Raw genomic sequence first — 19697 nt, forward strand, 5'->3', positions numbered from 1 at the left:
TAATTAGTGTCCATCACTTTTTATTTCCCAGTGAATAACAAAGGTTAGTATAGCTCTAAGTAATATTATTGCAGCTAATATGTACATCTCATCAAAATTTCTTACTATTACAGTTTTTAAAATCTCTGCAGCCAATTTAAACTCAAGTGCAAGTGCTAATGCTTGTGCAAAATCTACCTTTATAGAACAATTAATTGGTTTAAATAAGCTTAGAATATATCTATAAAATGCCTTCATTCCAGCTACTAGAATTACTGTAGTTCCCATTAATTCTAACAATGAAATAACTCTAGGTATTATTATGGCCGTAATAATATGTTCCAATGTTAAAAACCCCCTTATGAATTTACTATTACTTGTATATTATTATATTTATAGTGACTTGTCCATTTATTAATAACTAGTTATGTAACTGTTTGCTATTAACTTGAAAATTTTAGCCCTAGACTCATATAGATTTCTCTATATAGGTCTAGAGCTATTTTTATTTTAAAATATATGGCTTTTTATTAACTTCATATCACCTATTAAAACATATTCACCTAAATATGCTGGTATTAGAAAACTTTCCAAAATAGATATGTCAATAAATTTTCTAAGTCCTTCATCAACAAAGCTAATTTTACCTTTACCTTCTACACAGGTAAATACAAAAAACTTGTTTTTATCACTAGTTTCACTATAGCTTCCTTTTATATTGTATATATCTATATTAAATTTTTCTGAATTCATATGATTTTGTATTACTAAATCATTGTTTATACATAGCCTCTTAGGTGTACCATTAAAATTAACTACATCCAACGCTTTGTCAATATGAAGTTTTCTTCCTCGGTTATAATCATAAACTCTATAGGTAATATCACTATTTTGTTGTATTTCTGCTAGTAATATGCCTTTTCCTATGGAATGAAGTAATCCAGGTTCTATTATAAATAATTCTCCAGGCTTAACTGATATTTTATTCATGCAATCTTCCACAGTATCATTCTTACAACTTCTTTTGAATTCTTCCTTTGTACATCCTGTTGTACCAACAATTATTTCTGCGCCCTCTTCACAATCTATAATATACCAAGCCTCAACCTTACCATTATCATTTTCTACTCTATGAGCATACTCATCATTGGGATGTACCTGCACAGATAGATTCTCATTAGAATTTATAATCTTTATAAGTAGTGGAAAATCCCTATCTGTAAATTTATCTATATATATCTTATCTCCTAAAATTAAGTTTTTATATTCCTTAATTATCTCAATAAGTGCTTTTCCTTTATATTTTCCATTACTAATAATACTCATTCCATTTTTATGACAGGCAATTTCCCAGCTTTCTCCTATGTTTCCTTTAGGAAGATTTATTCTATAATCTTCTAGCTTTCTTCCTCCCCAAATTTTTTCATAATATAAATTTTCAAATTTAATAGGATACATATTGCCCTCTAATATAAATGTTTATATTTTAAGGTATGCTATGTATCCTAATAAGGTTAATTAAATATTTTTAATAATGAACTCTTATAAGCCAAAATTTAATATTTTTATCACTCCAACCCAAATCCCAAGGCACATCATTTCTATCAGTATTATGACAAGTAACTAAAGCATAACCTCTAGAATCTGCATTGGTTACAGTAGATATATGTTTAATATCACCTTTTTTCTCATAAGCAACAAAATCTCCTGGCATAAGTTGATAGGAAGCTTTATATACCTTATCATAGGTTCCATGAGCTATTACTGAAGCTCTTCCACTATATACCCAATAACTCTTAAATTTATCCGCATTTACCCAAGATGCTGTAGCTTCTCCTTTAGAATAATTCCATGATGAATTTTTCTTAAATTTACCACCCTCATGCAATATCTGTGAAGCAAAGTTAGCACAATCTCCACCTTCAGGATTAAAATTTCTATAATCTTTATTGTATTTATAACCAAATTCTTCTTCAGTAGCTGCTCCACAATATTTATTAGCATATTCTACAGATGCTTTCCTTCTTTCATCTAAATTTGAGAAATCTTTAGGTTCTTGAGCTAAAATAAATTCTTTTACATCATCTACTTTTATTTTTTCTAAATTTAAAGAATCTGCAAAGGGATCTGTATACCACTCCTTATTTATTAAGAAATTGTCCCCTTTATTTATTAAAGTAAGTACATGATAAGTCCCTATCCTAGCTGCATTAACCTCTTCTAGTCTATCTTCATAAACATACCTATATTCTGTAGAACATGTAAAGTTAACTTTGAATCCATTATCCTTTTCACTTATACGATTTACAACTACCTTAGGAAGTATTTCTGTAATTTTAACCCCTTGTTTCTGTTCCCAATTGTGAAGATAAATCATCTTTTTCTCTTCATTTTCATAGGCCCATGTACCATACTTAGTTCCCATATCATAAACGGACTTAATGCTTTCTTCTTCTCCAGTTACGATGGCTCTATTACGCTTTGCAATAGTTTCTTCAATGAAGTTCTTAATTTCTAGTTTTACTTCTTCATCTACATCTTCAGCATTAGCTCTAGAAAAAAAAATATTTGCAATAATAATAGCTAGTAATATTCCAAATATCAACTTCCATGTAAGTATCTTTTTTATGGATCTTATAATGTTCATAAAGGTCCTCCTCATTTTAGCTCTTTAGTTAATTATTAATTTAAAGTTCCTTCAATAATATTAATATAATTATCTATTTTTATATCTCTTGGTACTTCACCAAACCAATCCATATCTTCCTTAAAGGTTTCTCCAAAGTATTTTGCCTTTATTAACACCTCTGGTCTATATTCAAAATGAAGAATATCAAAATGACCCCATTTTCCACCCCATACAAAGTTATTTTTTTCAAAAGTATCTACTAATTCCTTAGGATAAGATAACATCCTCTTTTCTCCAGCATCTCTAGATGCCCACTTCCAATAGTCACTAGGATTACTATTGATATCAATAGCTATTCCATAGGCATGAGGACTCAGCTTTCCTGTACCTGATATAACTCTATAATTAAAAGTTCCATTAATAGGATTTAAAAGAGATGATACAGCTCCATTTCCTAATGATAATTGTTTTAACTCCTCCATAGCCTTCTTTAAACTTTCTGCAGCTCCATTATTTTTATTAAATTGATAGTTTTTATAAGGTGCAGGAACACTTATAAGGTTAGATGATACTTCTCTTTCACTACCTCCATAAACTTCATTTAAAAGATTATAATTTCTAAATCTACCTGGATCTCTATTTATATCTAAAAGCTTATCAGGCATAGTAAGAGGATAAATATCTTCTAGTATATCTTGAAGGTCTGCATTATCCATTTTTCCGTTAAAATCCTTAGATTGTTTATCATCATAGAGTATTTTCTTTCCTGAATCTGTTATTATAAATACCTTTCCTTCTTCACTTTTTTCAACTCCAGTTATGAACTCCGGATATGCCATCATTAAAGTTAGAATATCTTGTTTCATTGTAGTATTATAATTAATTTCATTATTCTCTTCTATATCATCTGCAAATACTTTCATATTATTAATGAAAGTAACTAATATAGTTAAAATTATAATTCCATATAAAAAAAACTTTTTCATATATATCCTCCTAGCAAAGAACCTAACACAAAAACGACTTACGGTCTTATTTAAAATAAAAAATAGGCTAAAAATATCCTTTAGCCTATTTTGTGTAAATATACAATTATTTATGACTGGTAAATTAATGAGTTTTTTTTAATAAATTATCCTTATTATTTTTTTCAAATTCTAAAAGCTTACTTTTTATATCCGTATGATTTCCTGCATATCCTACTAATTTTCCACTTTTTCCAATTACTCTGTGACATGGAATTATTATAGGAAATTCATTTGCTCTATTGGCCCCACCTATAGCTCTTACACCTTTAGGATTTCCAATTGCTATAGCAATATCGCTGTAACTTCTAGTTTCTCCATAGGGTATATTTATAAGCTCCTGCCAAACTTTATTTCTAAATTCTGTAGTCCTTACTGACAATGGTAAGTTAAAATCTTCCCTTTCACCATTAAAATATTCCTTTAATTGAGTTATAGCCCCTAAGCACCTCTCTTTATTATGTTCTAAACTTCCCTTATTAAGGTTATGGTATTCTTCCCATCCATCTTGAAAAAGCTCTATCTTCACAACGCCCTTTTCATCCATAACCACATATATAGTTCCTATAATAGAGTCAAAGTAATCATACCACATAAAATTCCCTCACTTTCGTTATAAACAGAATTCCTAGCTTCTTTGAAGCTTTACTAACAGAATATTCTTAGTGTCAGTATTTTTGATACTTAGAAATCATTGTCCTTTAGGTAAAATCGTTATCCAGGACTAGTCGTCATCAGATAAAATTAAAAGATGTTAATATATATATTAACATCTTTTCAATTACTTTATAACATGTTTTATATTATTATAGTCCTGATTGTAATCTGATTTCTTCTTCTACTTCGGTTTCTATGAGGCATAAATCTAATCTAGAGTTTATATACTCAGTTTTTAATTTCATATAGTTGCCCCAGGTACATATACTACAATCTAAAACATCTATAAGCTCATCTATTAAGCAACCAACTTCCTGTGCTCTTTTAAGGGCATCTTTAATATCCCTTTTGTTAGCAATGGTAATACAGTTCACGCTGCTTGCTGTATCAACTAAGATTTTATAGGAACCTATAAGTCTACATAATTGATCTATAGTAAAACCTAGATCTCTTCCATAACTTTCAATAATTCTTCTCTGTGCCATAAACTCCTACCTTAAAAATGCTTCATTGTAAATATATTATTCCAACCTATAAATTATTATTCTAAATCTCTATTATTTTTAAAATATATTTACTATCCTACTCTATATTCTTCTTTAAGTTTCTAGTAGCCACCACATCTACTCCAGTGCCTAGAATGTCCTTCACTATGATATCTCCCATAGAAATTGGAGCCTCTATTTCTATAGAATTTAATACTTCCATAGCTTTAAAATTTAACTCTTTAGGAATAGGTGTTTTTGTTTTTACTGGTATAACAGGGAGCTCACCATCTTTAACTTTTACTGTGGTAGTTATAACTCTTACAGGATTAGTTACTTCATTTATCCCGTAAATTTCACCTCTTTTGCAAGTGTTTCCTGTAACCTCTTTTGTTTCAGTATTTACCTTTAAATGACATCCCATAGGACAACTTATACAAATTAATTCTTTTATCATATTATTCACCATCCTCTAGAGAAATTGTTATATCTCCTGTAATCTTTTCTAATTGAGTTTTATTAAGTAAAATCTTTTCCATTTCCGATGGTGCTAAGTGATTTCTTTTAAAGCTAGAGATTATATCCTCACCACATCTAACCACAATCCTCTTATTATGATATATATTATTTACCCTCATAAATATGGTTAATTTATCTTCTACAGCCTCTACATTTAATCTTTGGGGAACAGTATAATTAATTCTTTCACCATTTATTATATTTACATAATTCCCCTTGTCATCTTTACCTTTAATATATTTGGCAGCACAAAATCCAGCATGTTTAGATTCTGCACTAACAAAGTCTACTAAATCATGAACATGTACTACATTTCCACAGGCAAATATTCCTTCTACAGAAGTTTCCATGCTTTCATTCACTATAAGTCCATTTGTTCTTCTATCCTTATCAATACCAGCCTTAGAAGATAACTCATTTTCTGGTATTAGTCCTACAGATAATAATAAAGTATCGCAATGAAACTCAATTTCAGAACCTTTTATTGGCTTTTTGTTTTCATCTACTTTAGCAATTACCACTTTTTCTAATCTCTTTCTTCCTACAACTTTAGTTACGGTATGTGATAAATAAAGTGGGATATCATAATCATTTAGGCACTGAACAATATTTCTATTAAGTCCGTTAGAATAAGGCATAAGCTCTACTACAGCCTTAACCTTTGCACCTTCTAAAGTCATTCTTCTTGCCATAATAAGACCTATATCACCTGATCCTAGAATCACAACTTCCTTTCCTGGCATATATCCTTCCATATTGATATATCTTTGAGCAGCTCCTGCTGTAAACACTCCTGAAGGTCTATCCCCTGGCATATTTATAGCTCCTCTAGTTCTTTCTCTACATCCCATAGCAAGAATGATAGCTTTTCCCTTTAGTATTAAATATCCATCTTCCTCATTTATCATATGAATCTCTTTATTTTCTTTTATTTCTAATACCATGGTATTAAGTTTAACTTCAACCCTAGTATCACTTATCATATGGATAAATCTTTCAGCATATTCAGGCCCTGTAAGCTCTTCTTTAAAAGTATGAAGTCCAAAGCCATTATGAATACATTGATTTAGTATTCCTCCAAGCTCTCTATCTCTCTCTACTATTAATATTTTCTCTACTCCATTATTATAAGCTTCATAAGCTGCTGCAAGTCCCGCTGGACCTCCACCTATTACTATTAAATCATACATAAATGTTTCCTCCTACTTAGTTCTTCCAATTAAAATATATGAGCCATCGCTTTCTTGAACTATATCTTCCATTGGAACATTTAACTCTCTTGCAATTATTTCTTGAACTCTAGGACCACAGAAGCCACCTTGGCATCTTCCCATACCTGGTCTACACCTTCTCTTTACTCCATCTAGGGTTACTTTTCCAAAGGATCTCTTTATACTATCTATAATTTCACCTTCTGTTATACTTTCACATCTACAGATTATCTTTCCATATCGACTATCCTTTTTTATAAGTTCTGCCTTTTTTTCACTGGATAATTCCATGAAGTTAATTTGCTTTCTAGTATTTTTAAAATTGTCTTTTAACTCAGCCTTAAGTCCGGAATTTTTTAGAATTTCTACCACATCTAAAGCTACCGCTGGTGCAGAAGACAATCCTGGTGATTTCATTCCTGCCACATCTATAAAGCCTTTAACGTCCTTAGCTTCTCCTACAATAAAATCTCCACAATCTGGATTTGCTCTAAGTCCTGCAAAATTTCTTATACTCTCTCTATAATTAATTTTATCTGTGGTTCTCACAGCAGTATTTTTAATAAACTCTAAGTTTTCAGCTGTAGTTGCAACATTATCTTTATCCTCTACACTTTCTGCATCTGGACCTACTAACAAATTTCCATGAACTGTAGGTGTCACTAATATACCCTTTCCAAATTTTGAAGGACATTGAAATATGGTGTAACTAACTACATCACCTTGGCTCTTGTCCATAACAAAATATTCTCCCTTGATAGGATTTATCTTAAAGGTTTCTTTACAAACTAAATTGTGTATTTTATCAGCATAGACTCCTGATGCATTAATAACATATTTGCTTTCTATAACTTCACCTTCAGCTGTATTTATAATAAAATGTTCTTTCTTTTCTATACCAATTACTTGTCTATTTAATTTAACCTCTCCACCATTTTCTGCTCCATTTTCCACAAGAGCTATTGTATATTCAAAGGGACCAACAATTCCTCCTGTTGGTGCATATAGTGCACCCACAACCTTATCACTTAAATTAACCTCTTTTTCCAGGACTTCCTCTCTATTTAAAATTTGTAGTCCCTTAACACCAATTTTATTTCCATTGTCATATAATTCTTTTATAGTTTCCATATCTTCTTCATCAAATCCAATTACTAAAGAGCCATTTCTTTTAAAAGGTACTGATAACTCATTACAAATTTCTTCAAACATTTCATTACCCTTAAGGTTATACTTTGCCATTAAAGTTCCTACCTTAGGATCATAGCCTGCATGGACAATGGCTGAATTTGCCTTGGTTGTCCCCATGGAAACATCATTTTCCTTATCTATTATTGCTACCTTTAAATCATATCTCATAAGCTCTCTAAATATCGAAGCTCCAATTACTCCAGCACCTATTATAGCTATATCATACATTAAAATTTCCTCCTTTAATCACAAAAAAGACAAGCCAAAATAAGGATATAACTCCTTATTTTGTGCTTGTCTCTAAATCTCTTATCAGCACTAATATTTCATTTACACTTATAGTATATCACTTTTTTAAAAAAGTGTCCATGAAACTGCTCTTTAGTTATTAAACTTAAAGGTCAAATCTATTTTTTATATAACATTTCTACGTGAGGAATATCATCTTCTAAGTACTCCTCTGATACTTGTTTAAACCCAAGACTTCCATAAAATCCTTTTATATAAACTTGACCAGATAATCTAATTTCAGTAGAATTAAGTTTCTCTTCTATAAACTTAATAGCTTCTAACATGATTTTTCTACTTAGACCTTTATTTCTATGAGTCTCCTTAACTAATACCCTTCCAATAGATATCTCATCATAAGAGATTCCCTTATTAACTATTCGCAAGTATCCTACTACTTCATTTCCTTCTTCTACATACAAGTGATATGAATTATAATCCTTATTATCACCATCTTGATAAATACAAGTTTGTTCTACTACGAATACTTCATTCCTTACCCTTAAAATCTTATACAACTCTTCTGTGGTTAATTCATTAAATTTCTTTATTTTAATTTCCATAGCCTACCTCCATAAAATAAATTTAACTAATCTTCTTCCCATTGTCTAGTCCTTGCTACAGCCTTTTCCCATCCAGCATAAAGTTTTTCTGAAGTCTCTTTATCGCAGTTTGGCGTGTAAGTCTTACTAGCAAACCACTTCTCTGCAATTTCTTCTTTACTCTTCCAAAAACCTACTGCAAGACCAGCTAAATATGCAGCCCCTAAGGCCGTAGTTTCAGATATTATTGGTCTAGTAACTTCTTGACATATAATATCTGACTGGAATTGCATCAAAAATCCATTTCTACTTGCTCCTCCATCTACTTTTAGCTTTTCAATTCTATAGCCAGCATCCTCAGACATGGCATCAATAACAGCCTTTGATTGATAGGCTATAGACTCTAAGGCAGCTCTTATAATATGATTTCTATTAGCTCCACGGGTTAATCCAAAGATAGCTCCCCTTGCATACATGTCCCAGTATGGTGCTCCAAGTCCTACAAAAGCAGGAACTACATATACTCCCCCATTATCCTCTACCTTATTAGCAAAGTACTCGGTATCCACAGCATCAGTTATCATTCTTAATTCATCTCGAAGCCATTGGATAACTGCTCCTCCAACAAATACAGAACCTTCAAGAGCATACTGAACCTTTCCATCTATTCCTATGGCAATAGTAGTTATTAATCCATTTTTACTTCTAATTATCTCATCACCTGTATTCATTAATAAGAAGCATCCTGTACCATAAGTATTTTTAGCACTTCCCTTTTCAAAACACGCCTGACCAAATAAAGCTGCCTGTTGATCTCCTGCTATTCCAGCTATAGGAACTCTAATTCCTCCATTTCCACCTAAGTTAGTGTGACCATATACCTCTGAGGAATTTTTAACTTCAGGTAACATAGATTTAGGAATCTGTAATATATCTAATATTGTTTCATCCCACTTTAATTCCTTAATGTTATATAGCATAGTCCTTGAAGCATTAGTATAATCTGTAACATGAACTCTCCCATTAGTAAGCTTCCATACTAGCCAAGTATCTACAGTTCCAAATAAAAGGTCTCCTCTTTCAGCCTTTTCTCTAGCTCCATCTACATTATCTAAAATCCATTTAATCTTTGTTCCGGAAAAATATGCATCAATTAATAATCCTGTATTTTCTTTTATATATTCACTAAAACCTTGATTTACTAACTCATCACATATATGAGCTGTTCTTCTACATTGCCATACAATTGCATTATATATTGGCATCCCTGTGTTTTTATCCCATACAATAGTAGTTTCTCTCTGATTAGTTATTCCAATAGCAGCTACATCTTTTTGTGATATATTACACTTTGCCATAACCTCTTGAAGCATAGAGTACTGACTACTCCATATCTCCATAGGATCATGTTCTACCCATCCTTCTTTAGGATATATTTGTGTAAATTCCTTTTGACTCACCCCTAATATGTTTTGTTCCTTATCAAAAATTATAGCTCTAGAACTTGTAGTTCCTTGATCTAATGCAATTATATAATCTGCCATTTTAATCCTCCATCCATAAATTACTTAAATATCTATGTTTAAACAGAATTCTTTGCTTCAGAGGGAGTCTTTACTCCCTCTGAAGCTTAGAAATCGTTATCCAGGGACGTAACAGCTCTTTACTCCCACTTTGAAGAAGGTGGGAGTATTAGAGCTGGTAGTCATCGGATAAAATCATTCTTATAAATAATAAAAAGGCACATAAAACTAGCATTCTAGTCTTATGTAGCCTCTCTCATCACTCTTAGCCTACATAGCCCAAATTTCCTCTTTTGTAGTGGATACACAGGTTGCTCCTGATTTTAAAGCTGTAATTATTTCTTCCTTACTTTCAATAAGTCCTCCAGCGACTATAGGTTTATTAGACTTTTCTGCAAGTTTTTCTATAACCTTTGGTATAACCCCTGGTAATATCTCTATAGCATCACAGGCCTCTCCTAGATGCTTTATTGCATTATTTAGTGAAAGAGTATCAAAGATAAATACTCTCTGTATTGCTAATAAGTCATAAGCCTTGGCATATTTAATTACCTGAGGTTTTGTACTTATTACACCTTTAAACTGAGTTTCTTTCTTTAAGTACTTTATTCCAACTTCTCTATTAGTAATACCATCTACTAAATCAATATGAACTATACCTATCTTATTTTTAGAATTTATCTTTTCACTTATTTCTTTAATATTAAGTATATCGCCAAATAGGACAAATATTACCTGAACATCTGAATCTAGTACTATATCTAGTTCACTCTCATTCTTAACTGCTGCTATTATAGGATTTTCCTCTAATAACTTTATTAAATCCATACTTAACTCCCTTTCGGAACTGTTTTAACATGTTTTTTTAATTATTACATGTTTAAATTTTTTTGTCAATTCAGCTAAAATTTTATTTTGATAACCTCAGAAATTATAATTAAAGTCATCATCACTTAATTATATTCATCATTAAGGGGTTCTGTTGCTTTAGAGTTTCTTATACAAACGATATATTGAAAAAAATCTAACATGCTTGCTTCTAGCTCTTTACCATCAATACTATTAAACATTGGTGTTTCTGAAAAAGGTGTATTCTCACCCGTTAATTTATAAATATTTAAATTGCCTTCCAATAAATTATTAGTTTCCTTGATTTGTGGATAAACAACATGGAGCTCATTGGTGGTATAGCCACCATCTCCTGATTTAGCCATTCTCTCACAACTATCATAATTATATATCACTGTCAAAATCTTATCTTTAAATATTGAGTCATCAGAATTTAAATATGCAGCAAACCACATCTTATCTTTTTCTTTACTTTGAAATGTATGGTTAAGTCCCCACTGTCCATAATATTTCCCCTTAGGTAATTCCTTTTGAAGAGTTTGAAAATTTTCATATATCATTTTATCTCTAGTATTATTCCAATCCACTTGATCTTCAATATGATTATCTATATTCACTTTATTTAATATGTTCAAATTTGCAAGGTTAAAACCAGTAAAGTTTTCTCTAAGATACTCTCTATACATATCTTCCTTATTTTCTATATCCTTTTGCAATTCCTTTGAATATTGAGCAAAAGTTTCATCAAATTTATCTAAATCATTAAATGTACTTTTAATCCTATCTATTACTGCTTTTACTTCTTCAGGAGCTTCCTTTTCTGGTAAAATATCTACTATAAACCTATAGGCATTAATTGGTTGATGTTCTATATCCACACCTATAACCTCTATTCTACTCTCTTTAGGTAGAGTATTATTATACTCATATAATTTCTTCCAATGGTTATAACCATCTTTATTCCATCCAAATGTTCCTTTTAGTGGCTTATATATATCTTCTAATATTTTTATATCCCCAGTATCTAAATACTTATTTATAAAATAAGTATCGCTATAGGGAAGTTCACATAAATAGTATTTAAAATCTGTTTTTTCTTTAAAATATTTTAAGAATTTCATGTTTAATTGTTCATTAGTCTTAGTGCCATGAAGCTCTGCAGTAAAAAAGATTTCATTTCCCTCTATATCTGAATCCATAATGTCTAAATCTTTAAATTCACTTTCATCTTCTAAATCTATAGCACTATAGTTTTCTTTTAAATACTCTTGCATGATTTTTCTATTCTCAGGTGATTGTTCTAAACATTTATCAGAAAATTCAATTGAACGCTCCTCTTTCTTACATCCAGTTAATAATATACCTAGTATTAAGAAAATTGACAGTAATCTTAGACTAATCCTTTTCATAAAATTTTCTACCCCTTCAGTATAACAATTTAATAAGTAATATAATCGTTAATAAACGTATACATTTTAAGCTTAATAGGTTGTTAGGATAAATAATTATACCTTGCCTACTAACACTGGCCAATAATCTAATAGAGCATGTACTAAAATAGGAACTATCAAAGAATTACTCTTTTTATATAATAAAACAAATATTGCCCCAACCGCAGTGTATCCTCCAAAAGTTGATATAATAGCACTGAAAGATTGAATACCTGAATAATTATTTAGAATAATTGGAAGAGTAGCATGCATAGCACCCCACATCATACCACTAATTATGACAGCTAAATAGGTAGGTAGCTCTTTATCTAATTCTGTAAATAAGTATCCCCTAAAAATAAACTCTTCTACAAATCCTATAGTAATTAGAAAAAATAATGGTTTATATATACCTGCTAGTGAGAAATCACCTTTAATAAAAAATATTCCTATATAAATTGCAAATAAAATACAAGCAATTATTTTGCCATTTCTCGTTGTTCCAGTTATATTTAGTGATTGTTTTTTTCTAAGCATAATTGATATAATAATTATTACAATAAGTAAGTTAGCTAGAAAATCACCTAATAATTGTATCCCAACATTTGATATAGTGATGTTTTTAACACCTATAAGTAAATCATTATTATAGAAGTATTTTACTAGGAAAAAGAAATACACCATATATATACCTATAAGAGTTATGGGATATATAATTTTTTTATTAATTTTCATCTAAAGTCTCCCCTTTTTATGTATTTTATAATTTAAGTTGGCTTAATTCCAGTGTTGTCAGTTAAAAATAGCACATAAATTTAAGTTACAGCTTAAGTTGAATTTTTACCATGACATGACTTAAATTTATATGAGATTCAATTATTAGATCTAAATTGCTAAACCCCACCTCAGTTTATTATGGATTTTAAATTATCAACTTTTATAAACTTAAATATGTTTTTAATTAAAAAGTATAATTTTTATAAATTAAGTATATGACTTCCATATAAGAATAGTCAAGGCATCCTCTCATTAACTTCCCTTTGCAATTTTTTCTTATACCCCTTCTCTTATTCTTAGCTTCTCGTCTTCCACATTTCCGGCATCCCACTCCATTTGAACCTTTTATACAACTAGGATTAAGCCTTTTAGATAAAAACTACATTGTAATGTGTATATCTTTTTTATTAGTAACCCATCAATCTCAAAGACCATAGGCTACACCTTTAGATATATGTTATGCTATTTTTTCAATAATAGTAATAAATAACTCTCACTAAAATATATTTATCCCCATATTATATATGGTAAAAATTTTTAAGGAGATATGCTATGGAAGCTAAGAATATATATAAAGTAGATTTACCTTATCCAGAAATAGATTGCACGGATAAAAATAAATCTTATGTACACCTAATACAACTTAACTATGCTGGTGCTATTTCAGAACTAACTTCTGTAAATCAATATATATATCACAGCCTAGCTATGTCTGAAAAATTTGAAGATGTATCCCATTGCTTAAAGGCTATAGCTATGGTAGAACTGGAGCACCTAGAAATCTTGGGGAAACTTATCATAGCTCTTGGTGGAAATCCTAGATTTGAAATCAATAAAGGACATTGGTCACCTAAATTTATTGAATATGGCTCAAATCTAGCCTCCATGCTTCGTGAAGATATAGACGGTGAAAAAGCCACCATTAGACAATATAAAGAAACTATAAAATTAATTAAAGATGAAAAAGTTAGGGAAATACTTGAAAGAATAGTAAAGGACGAGGAAGTTCACATTAAAACTTTAGTTTCACTTTATAATGAGGTCTGTAGAAGAAGGTAGGCTACTGCTCTGAATTAAAAAGAGCCTATTATAGAATGTATATAATCACTCTGTAATAGGTTCTTTTTCATTAATCAAAATACTCTTCTTTTTAATTTCAGCTTATGCTAACCCTATTGCTAGAAAAACAAAATATAGTAATATCAAAACAATTGTATTATTACCAATAAAAATATCCAAGATACTTACTATTATGCAATATAATCCACCATAATTAAATATTTTTTTGGATGTCTCCTCATGTTTTTTCTTACTTATATTTTTATATCCATTTATGTACAACAATTTAACAATTTTTGTAGACATATAAAAAATATTACACCAAAAATTATAAGAAATATTTTAATTCCTATAACCATTTTATTCCTCAGTCTAAAATAATATTAATTTCTATTCATTTTCATTAGAATAATATTTGCAAAATAATTAATGTATTTTGCAAATATCAATGAAGTACCTACTGAAAATAATGCAATACCAATAATCAATGTAATCTGTTTATCTCCTCCAATAAACCCTACAACAATACCAATTATGCCCAATAATATAAGTATTATTGAATAAATCATATATTTTTTAATGCTAGCCTCTTTTACCGCTTCTTTACTTTTAATTCTCAAAATAATAAAATGCGCAATACCACTAAGTGCTATATATAATATTAACATAATTGGCCATGACCATTGAAATTGTATTGCAATACCAACAGATATTATTCCTGGAAGTAATGCTTCAAATATAACTCTGATTACTTTCATGCTATCTCTCCTAGATTCTATAGTGTAAAATTGTTAAAATTTAGAGTTGTGTTTGGAAATAATGGGTTGCTGAATGTCTTATTAATCCCGGAATTTTTACTCTACATCCATTAATTAAAAATGCGAATATACATTTTCCAAAACTTCTGGAAAAGCACCTACTGTTTATTTCTTTATTACTGCTTTAGATATTTAGCAAATGCATCTATACTACACATAATTTTGATTATTCCATTGAATAATTAAGGTAAAATCATGTACGCACTTATAAGGGTGGAAATCAAAGAAAAGATAAGTATTGAAAGCACTAAAATTAGTTTTCTCCTAATACTAATTTTTGTTTTCTTTATCTTATATTTTTCCTTCTTATATTTAAAAAACTCTGACAGACTAAGTATTATCAGTAATGTTATGTATGTTTGAACACCTAATACCCTAGCTTCCCATGGAGTAAAAATACAATTCTTAAGATAGCCAAAAATAGTTAAAGAAAAAAAACAAATAAAGCAAAATAAATATACAATTGACATTATATTTTTAAAATATAATACTTCATTGAAAGCATCCTTATTAATATTATCACTATCACATAAGTGTATTGAAAACATAAATTCATTAAAACAGTAGAAGGTAAAAAAACAGGTTAAAATTACAGTAAATCCTGATAAATAATTCATATTATGATTTTCATCCTCCACTTAATCTAATATAAATGAGTCTTTAAAATCACTAAAAGTCTTACCATATATGTAGTAATTTATATTACCAAAACATTATCTTATTCTTTATTACTAGAATATATTACATATGTTATCCCTAGTGACATCCCCAATGCAATTGAAAAGCTTTTAAGAAAATCTACTCCCCCCTGACTTAAATAAATAGTCAGAGCCTATACCAATAATAAAAAAAATCACTAATAACTTTATAAACACAATGATTTTTTTCTTTCACAATTTTATACTCCACTTCATACATAATATTTACTATACTAACTATTTTATTGTTTATAGCTCTATAAATGAAATAAAATATCTATTACCTCTTTAATAATTCCACAACGGCAACTTCTATAAATTCCAATTCCTAACGCTATGGCTCCAACTATTGTTAAAGTTGTTCCTAAAGTAGCACTTACCCCATCTTGAAATGCAAAATAAAAACATCCTATTCCTATGAATATAAACACTAAACAAGCCAGTACTTTTTTCATAATACATACCTCACAAATAAATATATGATTTCACTTATAATATATAAACTCCTTAGATTAACTAAATTTGTGAAATTATCATAATGTAATAATAATATTATAAGACATGGGGTTATATATTATATGAATAAAAAAAGTCAGAAAAGAACTAGACTTAAATACTAATATTTAATAAATAAAAATATTCAAAAAACCCACAAACCCCCACGGTGCCAACAACTAGTTATATAGTTACCTAGGATCATATTTAACTAGTTTCCTATATAAAATTTTGTATATTTAAATAGTTTAATTTTCTTTAATCTTCTCTCGTTGTACGAAAAATGAAGATATTATACTTGTTAACATTCCAACTACAAAAATACCAACGAGTAATCCTGGTACTGGTTTCTGGAATACAACAAATAATAACATTATTGTCAAGACTGTTATTTCTATAGAAAGACCTAACCACATTACTTTTTTCATTATCTTTTTTCCTCCTTTCAAAGGCTAAACTACTAAAATTGAGTTTTTTCTAATATTAAATTTTGTTTTCTTAATTTTATTTTTTATTATCTATACCTAAACATATAACCCAAAATATTACATATAAAACTGTGAAAAGCCCTATTATTGTAGTACGCATAGTATCTGTAAATGCAGAATTTGAACATACATAAGCCAACACACTATTTCCAAATACTACTGCAACTAAATACTCTGTACTATCTGTTTTCTTACCATTTTTTAAATGCTTTTTTTATAGAAAATTTGTGATAATAACACAATAATATATGGGATTAACATGATTATTACTAAATCCATGCTTATAACTCCTTTATACATAATTTTAATCATTATAAAACATAAATCAGAGAAAACGGATTTCTTGTAAGTTTCAAATTAAACAATCCTTAACCTCGGACATATCTAGCTAAACTACTAAATCTATCTCCACTTAAAGGGTATTGATTTTAATAACCACATTGTAACCTATAATCAGCTTATTTTATAGAAAAATGCACAAAACGGTATATTCTGTGCATGAAATTCCAATTAAATAACAAAATTGGTGAACAAATAATCTTATTCTGCTACGTAGTCTTCAACAGCTTGAATTATACCTTCTCCCTTTATAGATAATGGAGCTATTACACACTTGTCCTTACTAAAGATAATTTGATAGTTTTCAAATTCGTATATCTTATTACCATTTTCTTCATTTACTAGTTCTAAATGTTTAGTCATATCTTTTAATGATATCTTACCCTTTTCAAATGCATCTTTTATTTCTATTCGATTTGCAAAAAAATCAATAAAATATGCTTCTTCTAATTTATAGGTATATATCTTATAATCATCATAATCTCCAATAAAATCGATACTTTCATTCTCTTCTATACTCATATGCAAATAATTGCCTACGCCTTTATTATTATACTGCTGATGATATGCCGAGGTTAGTGTTATAACTAATCCTGCAAATAACAATGCACATATAACTGCTATTGCAATCAATAACTTAACCATTGTTGAATATTTTTTCTTACATTTTTTAAAATAATGTACTTCCTTGGTATTGTTTTGCTTCTCTTTATCTGAAATAGACATAGGTTTTATCATTTGCTGAAATTCTTTATTACAATCTTTACACTCTTTTAGATGCTCTTCTATATCTCTACATGTTTCATCACTTATCAAATTATCAACATAACTTGGCAATAAATCTTTTACTATATAGCAATCTAATTTCATTTTGTTAGCTCTCCTTCCATTAACTTCTTTTTTCCCCTATAGAACATTACCCTTGAATAGTTCTCTGATTTCCCTATTATTTCACCTATTTCTGCAAAAGATAGATCACTCGAAATTCGCAAATAAATAACCTCTTTCATATTATCATCTAATTCCCTCAGCTTCTTATAAAAGGCTAACTTATCAAATCTATTCATAACCTCAGAATTTAGATCATAAGAATCCATTATATCTATTTTTATTTCTTCCATTGAAATAGTTTCATATTTCTTATTCTTTTCAAGGTGTTTGTACCAAACATGTTTAGCAATCTGACAAAGCCATACAGAAGGTTTACAATCCCCACGATATTTATTAATAGTTTTCATAGCCTGATAAAAAGTTTCCTGTGTTAGCTCTTGTGCTAAATTATCATCATGTACCATAGATAATAAATAGTAATACACCTTTTTCCCATGGCTTTTATAGTACACTTCTATATCTTCCACATTTTCACCTCCTATTAGTAAGTCCGTAAAATATTAATTTCGTTACAAAAAAATTAGACGATAAATTCTAGTTCTTACATTATCGTCTAATCTTTTACTTATAAGGATTATAAATTTAATGTTAATTAGCCTTAATATCACTATTTTTTACCTTCATAGAGTTTTGTTCCTGGTAAGATTACCTTAAAACAATCTTCTGCTCTAGAGTTTATAAAGGTCACATTTTTTTTGAAAGGCTTTTTTATCCTTCCAAATCCACCTTCATTGTTTAAAAATCTTTTATTTTCATCTAGTGTTACTAGTTTTTCATAAAGCCACATATTTCTTCTATTATAGTTAATTCTTTTTCCTGTGGAATTGTTCTGTATCATTTGTCCTGGGCTATTAACTATTGTACTATTTCTAGATATCACCACTTCTATAACTCTATCTATGGAAGAATATTCCCTATAAAACACTGCATTGTTTATTGCCTCAACTATAGCTCCTATAGGATAATTCTTAGGTAATATTTTTCTTAATATATCTTCGCTTTTATCTATCATAGATAAGAGATTACCTTGTACAACATTTACTCGGTCTTTTCCCTTACCTAAATTATTAGTTATTCTAATCATGTTTTGAGGTATACAAAGACTATTGTTATCAGAAAATACTAAAAGACCACCCAAGGTACATTTCTCTTCTCCAGTATCCTTATCTGTATATGATATTCCTGCACTCCTCATAAGAAATTTCTCATTAGAGCTATTAATAACTATACCTTTTTTATGAAAATAGTTTTTTACTATTTCCATATTTATAAGGTTTATATCACTTCTTACCACTTGGGAAGTTTCAATAAAAAAGTCTAAATTCTCCTCAAAGGCTTCTACGAGTTCCTGTTTCCTCATAGTGTCAGTGGTAGAGCCTCTTCTGATATAAAATGCTCCATTTTCCTTAAGTTGATATGGCTTTTGTTCTCCATCATATATTGTAATTATACAAATCCTTTTTTCGCTTATATTATACTCATCTACAGAGATTGGGATTGGTGGCTCACATCTAGAAGATATTATTTGTTGTACTTGTTCTTCTGTGAAAACTTCACTTTCATCTAAGCCTATTAACTCTTTTGTTTTATCCTCAATACCTACAACTATATATCCTCTTCCACCCTTTGAATTAGCAATGGCACAAACATCTTTAGCTAGTTCTTTTTTGCCACTTTCAAAATCTAAGGAAAGCTTTTGTTTAAAATCTAACTTTAATCCTTCTTGCCGTTTTATGATAGACAGTATTTTCTTAGTATCCATAATCTCACCTCAATTCTCTATATTAATATAATATTAAAAAGG

21 protein-coding genes are annotated in these 19697 nt (G+C 29.4%); 1 reads left to right on the forward strand and 20 read right to left on the reverse strand.

Annotated features, from left to right (window positions below; translation table 11 throughout):
- Nucleotides 1-3 precede the first annotated feature (3 nt).
- From B2S02_RS11195 to B2S02_RS11260, 14 genes are all read right to left on the reverse strand, one after another.
- Entirely contained in the window at nucleotides 4-324 is a 321-nt protein-coding gene (locus B2S02_RS11195) for a DUF1622 domain-containing protein (protein WP_346848769.1), read from the reverse strand.
- Between the two features lie 165 nt (nucleotides 325-489).
- Nucleotides 490-1437, reverse strand: a complete 948-nt coding sequence (locus tag B2S02_RS11200; RefSeq protein WP_346879100.1) for a type I phosphomannose isomerase catalytic subunit — start codon at nucleotides 1435-1437, stop codon at nucleotides 490-492.
- Nucleotides 1438-1507: 70 nt separating this feature from the next.
- Nucleotides 1508-2626, reverse strand: coding sequence for an amidase domain-containing protein (locus tag B2S02_RS11205; RefSeq protein WP_346879099.1), 1119 nt, complete (start codon nucleotides 2624-2626; stop codon nucleotides 1508-1510).
- Nucleotides 2627-2661: 35 nt separating this feature from the next.
- Complete coding sequence (locus B2S02_RS11210) at nucleotides 2662-3594, reverse strand: M15 family metallopeptidase (RefSeq protein WP_346879098.1); 933 nt, start codon at nucleotides 3592-3594, stop codon at nucleotides 2662-2664.
- A 124-nt stretch (nucleotides 3595-3718) separates the two neighbouring features.
- On the reverse strand, nucleotides 3719-4228 hold the full coding sequence (locus B2S02_RS11215; protein WP_346879097.1) for a methylated-DNA--[protein]-cysteine S-methyltransferase: 510 nt from the start codon (nucleotides 4226-4228) through the stop codon (nucleotides 3719-3721).
- 211 nt (nucleotides 4229-4439) lie between these two features.
- Nucleotides 4440-4775: a hypothetical protein gene (locus B2S02_RS11220; protein WP_346848764.1), complete on the reverse strand. Its 336-nt coding sequence runs from the start codon at nucleotides 4773-4775 to the stop codon at nucleotides 4440-4442.
- Nucleotides 4776-4872: 97 nt separating this feature from the next.
- Nucleotides 4873-5232, reverse strand: a complete 360-nt coding sequence (locus B2S02_RS11225) for a DUF1667 domain-containing protein (protein ID WP_035134767.1) — start codon at nucleotides 5230-5232, stop codon at nucleotides 4873-4875.
- Between the two features lies 1 nt (nucleotide 5233).
- Nucleotides 5234-6484: an FAD/NAD(P)-binding oxidoreductase gene (locus B2S02_RS11230; RefSeq protein WP_346848763.1), complete on the reverse strand. Its 1251-nt coding sequence runs from the start codon at nucleotides 6482-6484 to the stop codon at nucleotides 5234-5236.
- Nucleotides 6485-6496: 12 nt separating this feature from the next.
- Complete coding sequence (locus tag B2S02_RS11235) at nucleotides 6497-7924, reverse strand: NAD(P)/FAD-dependent oxidoreductase (RefSeq protein WP_346920709.1); 1428 nt, start codon at nucleotides 7922-7924, stop codon at nucleotides 6497-6499.
- Nucleotides 7925-8103: 179 nt separating this feature from the next.
- Nucleotides 8104-8547 carry a GNAT family N-acetyltransferase gene (locus B2S02_RS11240; protein WP_346920710.1) on the reverse strand — a complete coding sequence of 148 codons (444 nt, stop codon included), beginning with the start codon at nucleotides 8545-8547 and terminating at the stop codon, nucleotides 8104-8106.
- A gap of 26 nt (nucleotides 8548-8573) precedes the next feature.
- Nucleotides 8574-10070, reverse strand: a complete 1497-nt coding sequence (gene glpK, locus B2S02_RS11245) for a glycerol kinase GlpK (RefSeq protein ID WP_346892619.1) — start codon at nucleotides 10068-10070, stop codon at nucleotides 8574-8576.
- Nucleotides 10071-10319: 249 nt separating this feature from the next.
- The gene (locus tag B2S02_RS11250; RefSeq protein WP_150845407.1) at nucleotides 10320-10877 is read right to left on the reverse strand and encodes a glycerol-3-phosphate responsive antiterminator; all 558 of its coding nucleotides are present in this window, start codon (nucleotides 10875-10877) and stop codon (nucleotides 10320-10322) included.
- A 125-nt stretch (nucleotides 10878-11002) separates the two neighbouring features.
- Entirely contained in the window at nucleotides 11003-12307 is a 1305-nt protein-coding gene (locus B2S02_RS11255; protein WP_346920711.1) for a hypothetical protein, read from the reverse strand.
- A gap of 96 nt (nucleotides 12308-12403) precedes the next feature.
- Entirely contained in the window at nucleotides 12404-13063 is a 660-nt protein-coding gene (locus tag B2S02_RS11260; protein ID WP_346879094.1) for a CPBP family intramembrane glutamic endopeptidase, read from the reverse strand.
- 594 nt (nucleotides 13064-13657) lie between these two features.
- Here B2S02_RS11260 and B2S02_RS11265 point away from each other — a divergent pair.
- A complete protein-coding gene (locus B2S02_RS11265) occupies nucleotides 13658-14164 on the forward strand; it encodes a ferritin-like domain-containing protein (RefSeq protein ID WP_346879093.1) in 507 nt (168 codons plus the stop codon).
- Between the two features lie 383 nt (nucleotides 14165-14547).
- Here the strand turns inward: B2S02_RS11265 and B2S02_RS11270 are convergent, their stop codons facing one another.
- The 6 genes from B2S02_RS11270 to B2S02_RS11295 form a co-directional block, all read right to left on the reverse strand.
- Nucleotides 14548-14922, reverse strand: a complete 375-nt coding sequence (locus B2S02_RS11270) for a hypothetical protein (protein ID WP_346848754.1) — start codon at nucleotides 14920-14922, stop codon at nucleotides 14548-14550.
- 1015 nt (nucleotides 14923-15937) lie between these two features.
- Nucleotides 15938-16135: a hypothetical protein gene (locus B2S02_RS11275; RefSeq protein WP_346876312.1), complete on the reverse strand. Its 198-nt coding sequence runs from the start codon at nucleotides 16133-16135 to the stop codon at nucleotides 15938-15940.
- Between the two features lie 288 nt (nucleotides 16136-16423).
- Nucleotides 16424-16603, reverse strand: a complete 180-nt coding sequence (locus tag B2S02_RS11280; protein ID WP_346848750.1) for a hypothetical protein — start codon at nucleotides 16601-16603, stop codon at nucleotides 16424-16426.
- Nucleotides 16604-17203: 600 nt separating this feature from the next.
- Complete coding sequence (locus B2S02_RS11285; protein ID WP_346879092.1) at nucleotides 17204-17872, reverse strand: zf-HC2 domain-containing protein; 669 nt, start codon at nucleotides 17870-17872, stop codon at nucleotides 17204-17206.
- Nucleotides 17869-18360: a sigma-70 family RNA polymerase sigma factor gene (locus tag B2S02_RS11290; RefSeq protein WP_346879091.1), complete on the reverse strand. Its 492-nt coding sequence runs from the start codon at nucleotides 18358-18360 to the stop codon at nucleotides 17869-17871. The genes B2S02_RS11285 and B2S02_RS11290 overlap by 4 nt, the downstream gene beginning before the upstream one ends.
- Nucleotides 18361-18500: 140 nt before the next feature.
- Entirely contained in the window at nucleotides 18501-19655 is a 1155-nt protein-coding gene (locus tag B2S02_RS11295; RefSeq protein ID WP_346890755.1) for a helix-turn-helix domain-containing protein, read from the reverse strand.
- Nucleotides 19656-19697: the final 42 nt, after the last annotated feature.

Origin of the sequence: Clostridium sp. UBA7339, assembly GCF_002470865.1 — a bacterium.
Classification (GTDB): domain Bacteria; phylum Bacillota; class Clostridia; order Clostridiales; family Clostridiaceae; genus Clostridium_J; species Clostridium_J sulfidigenes.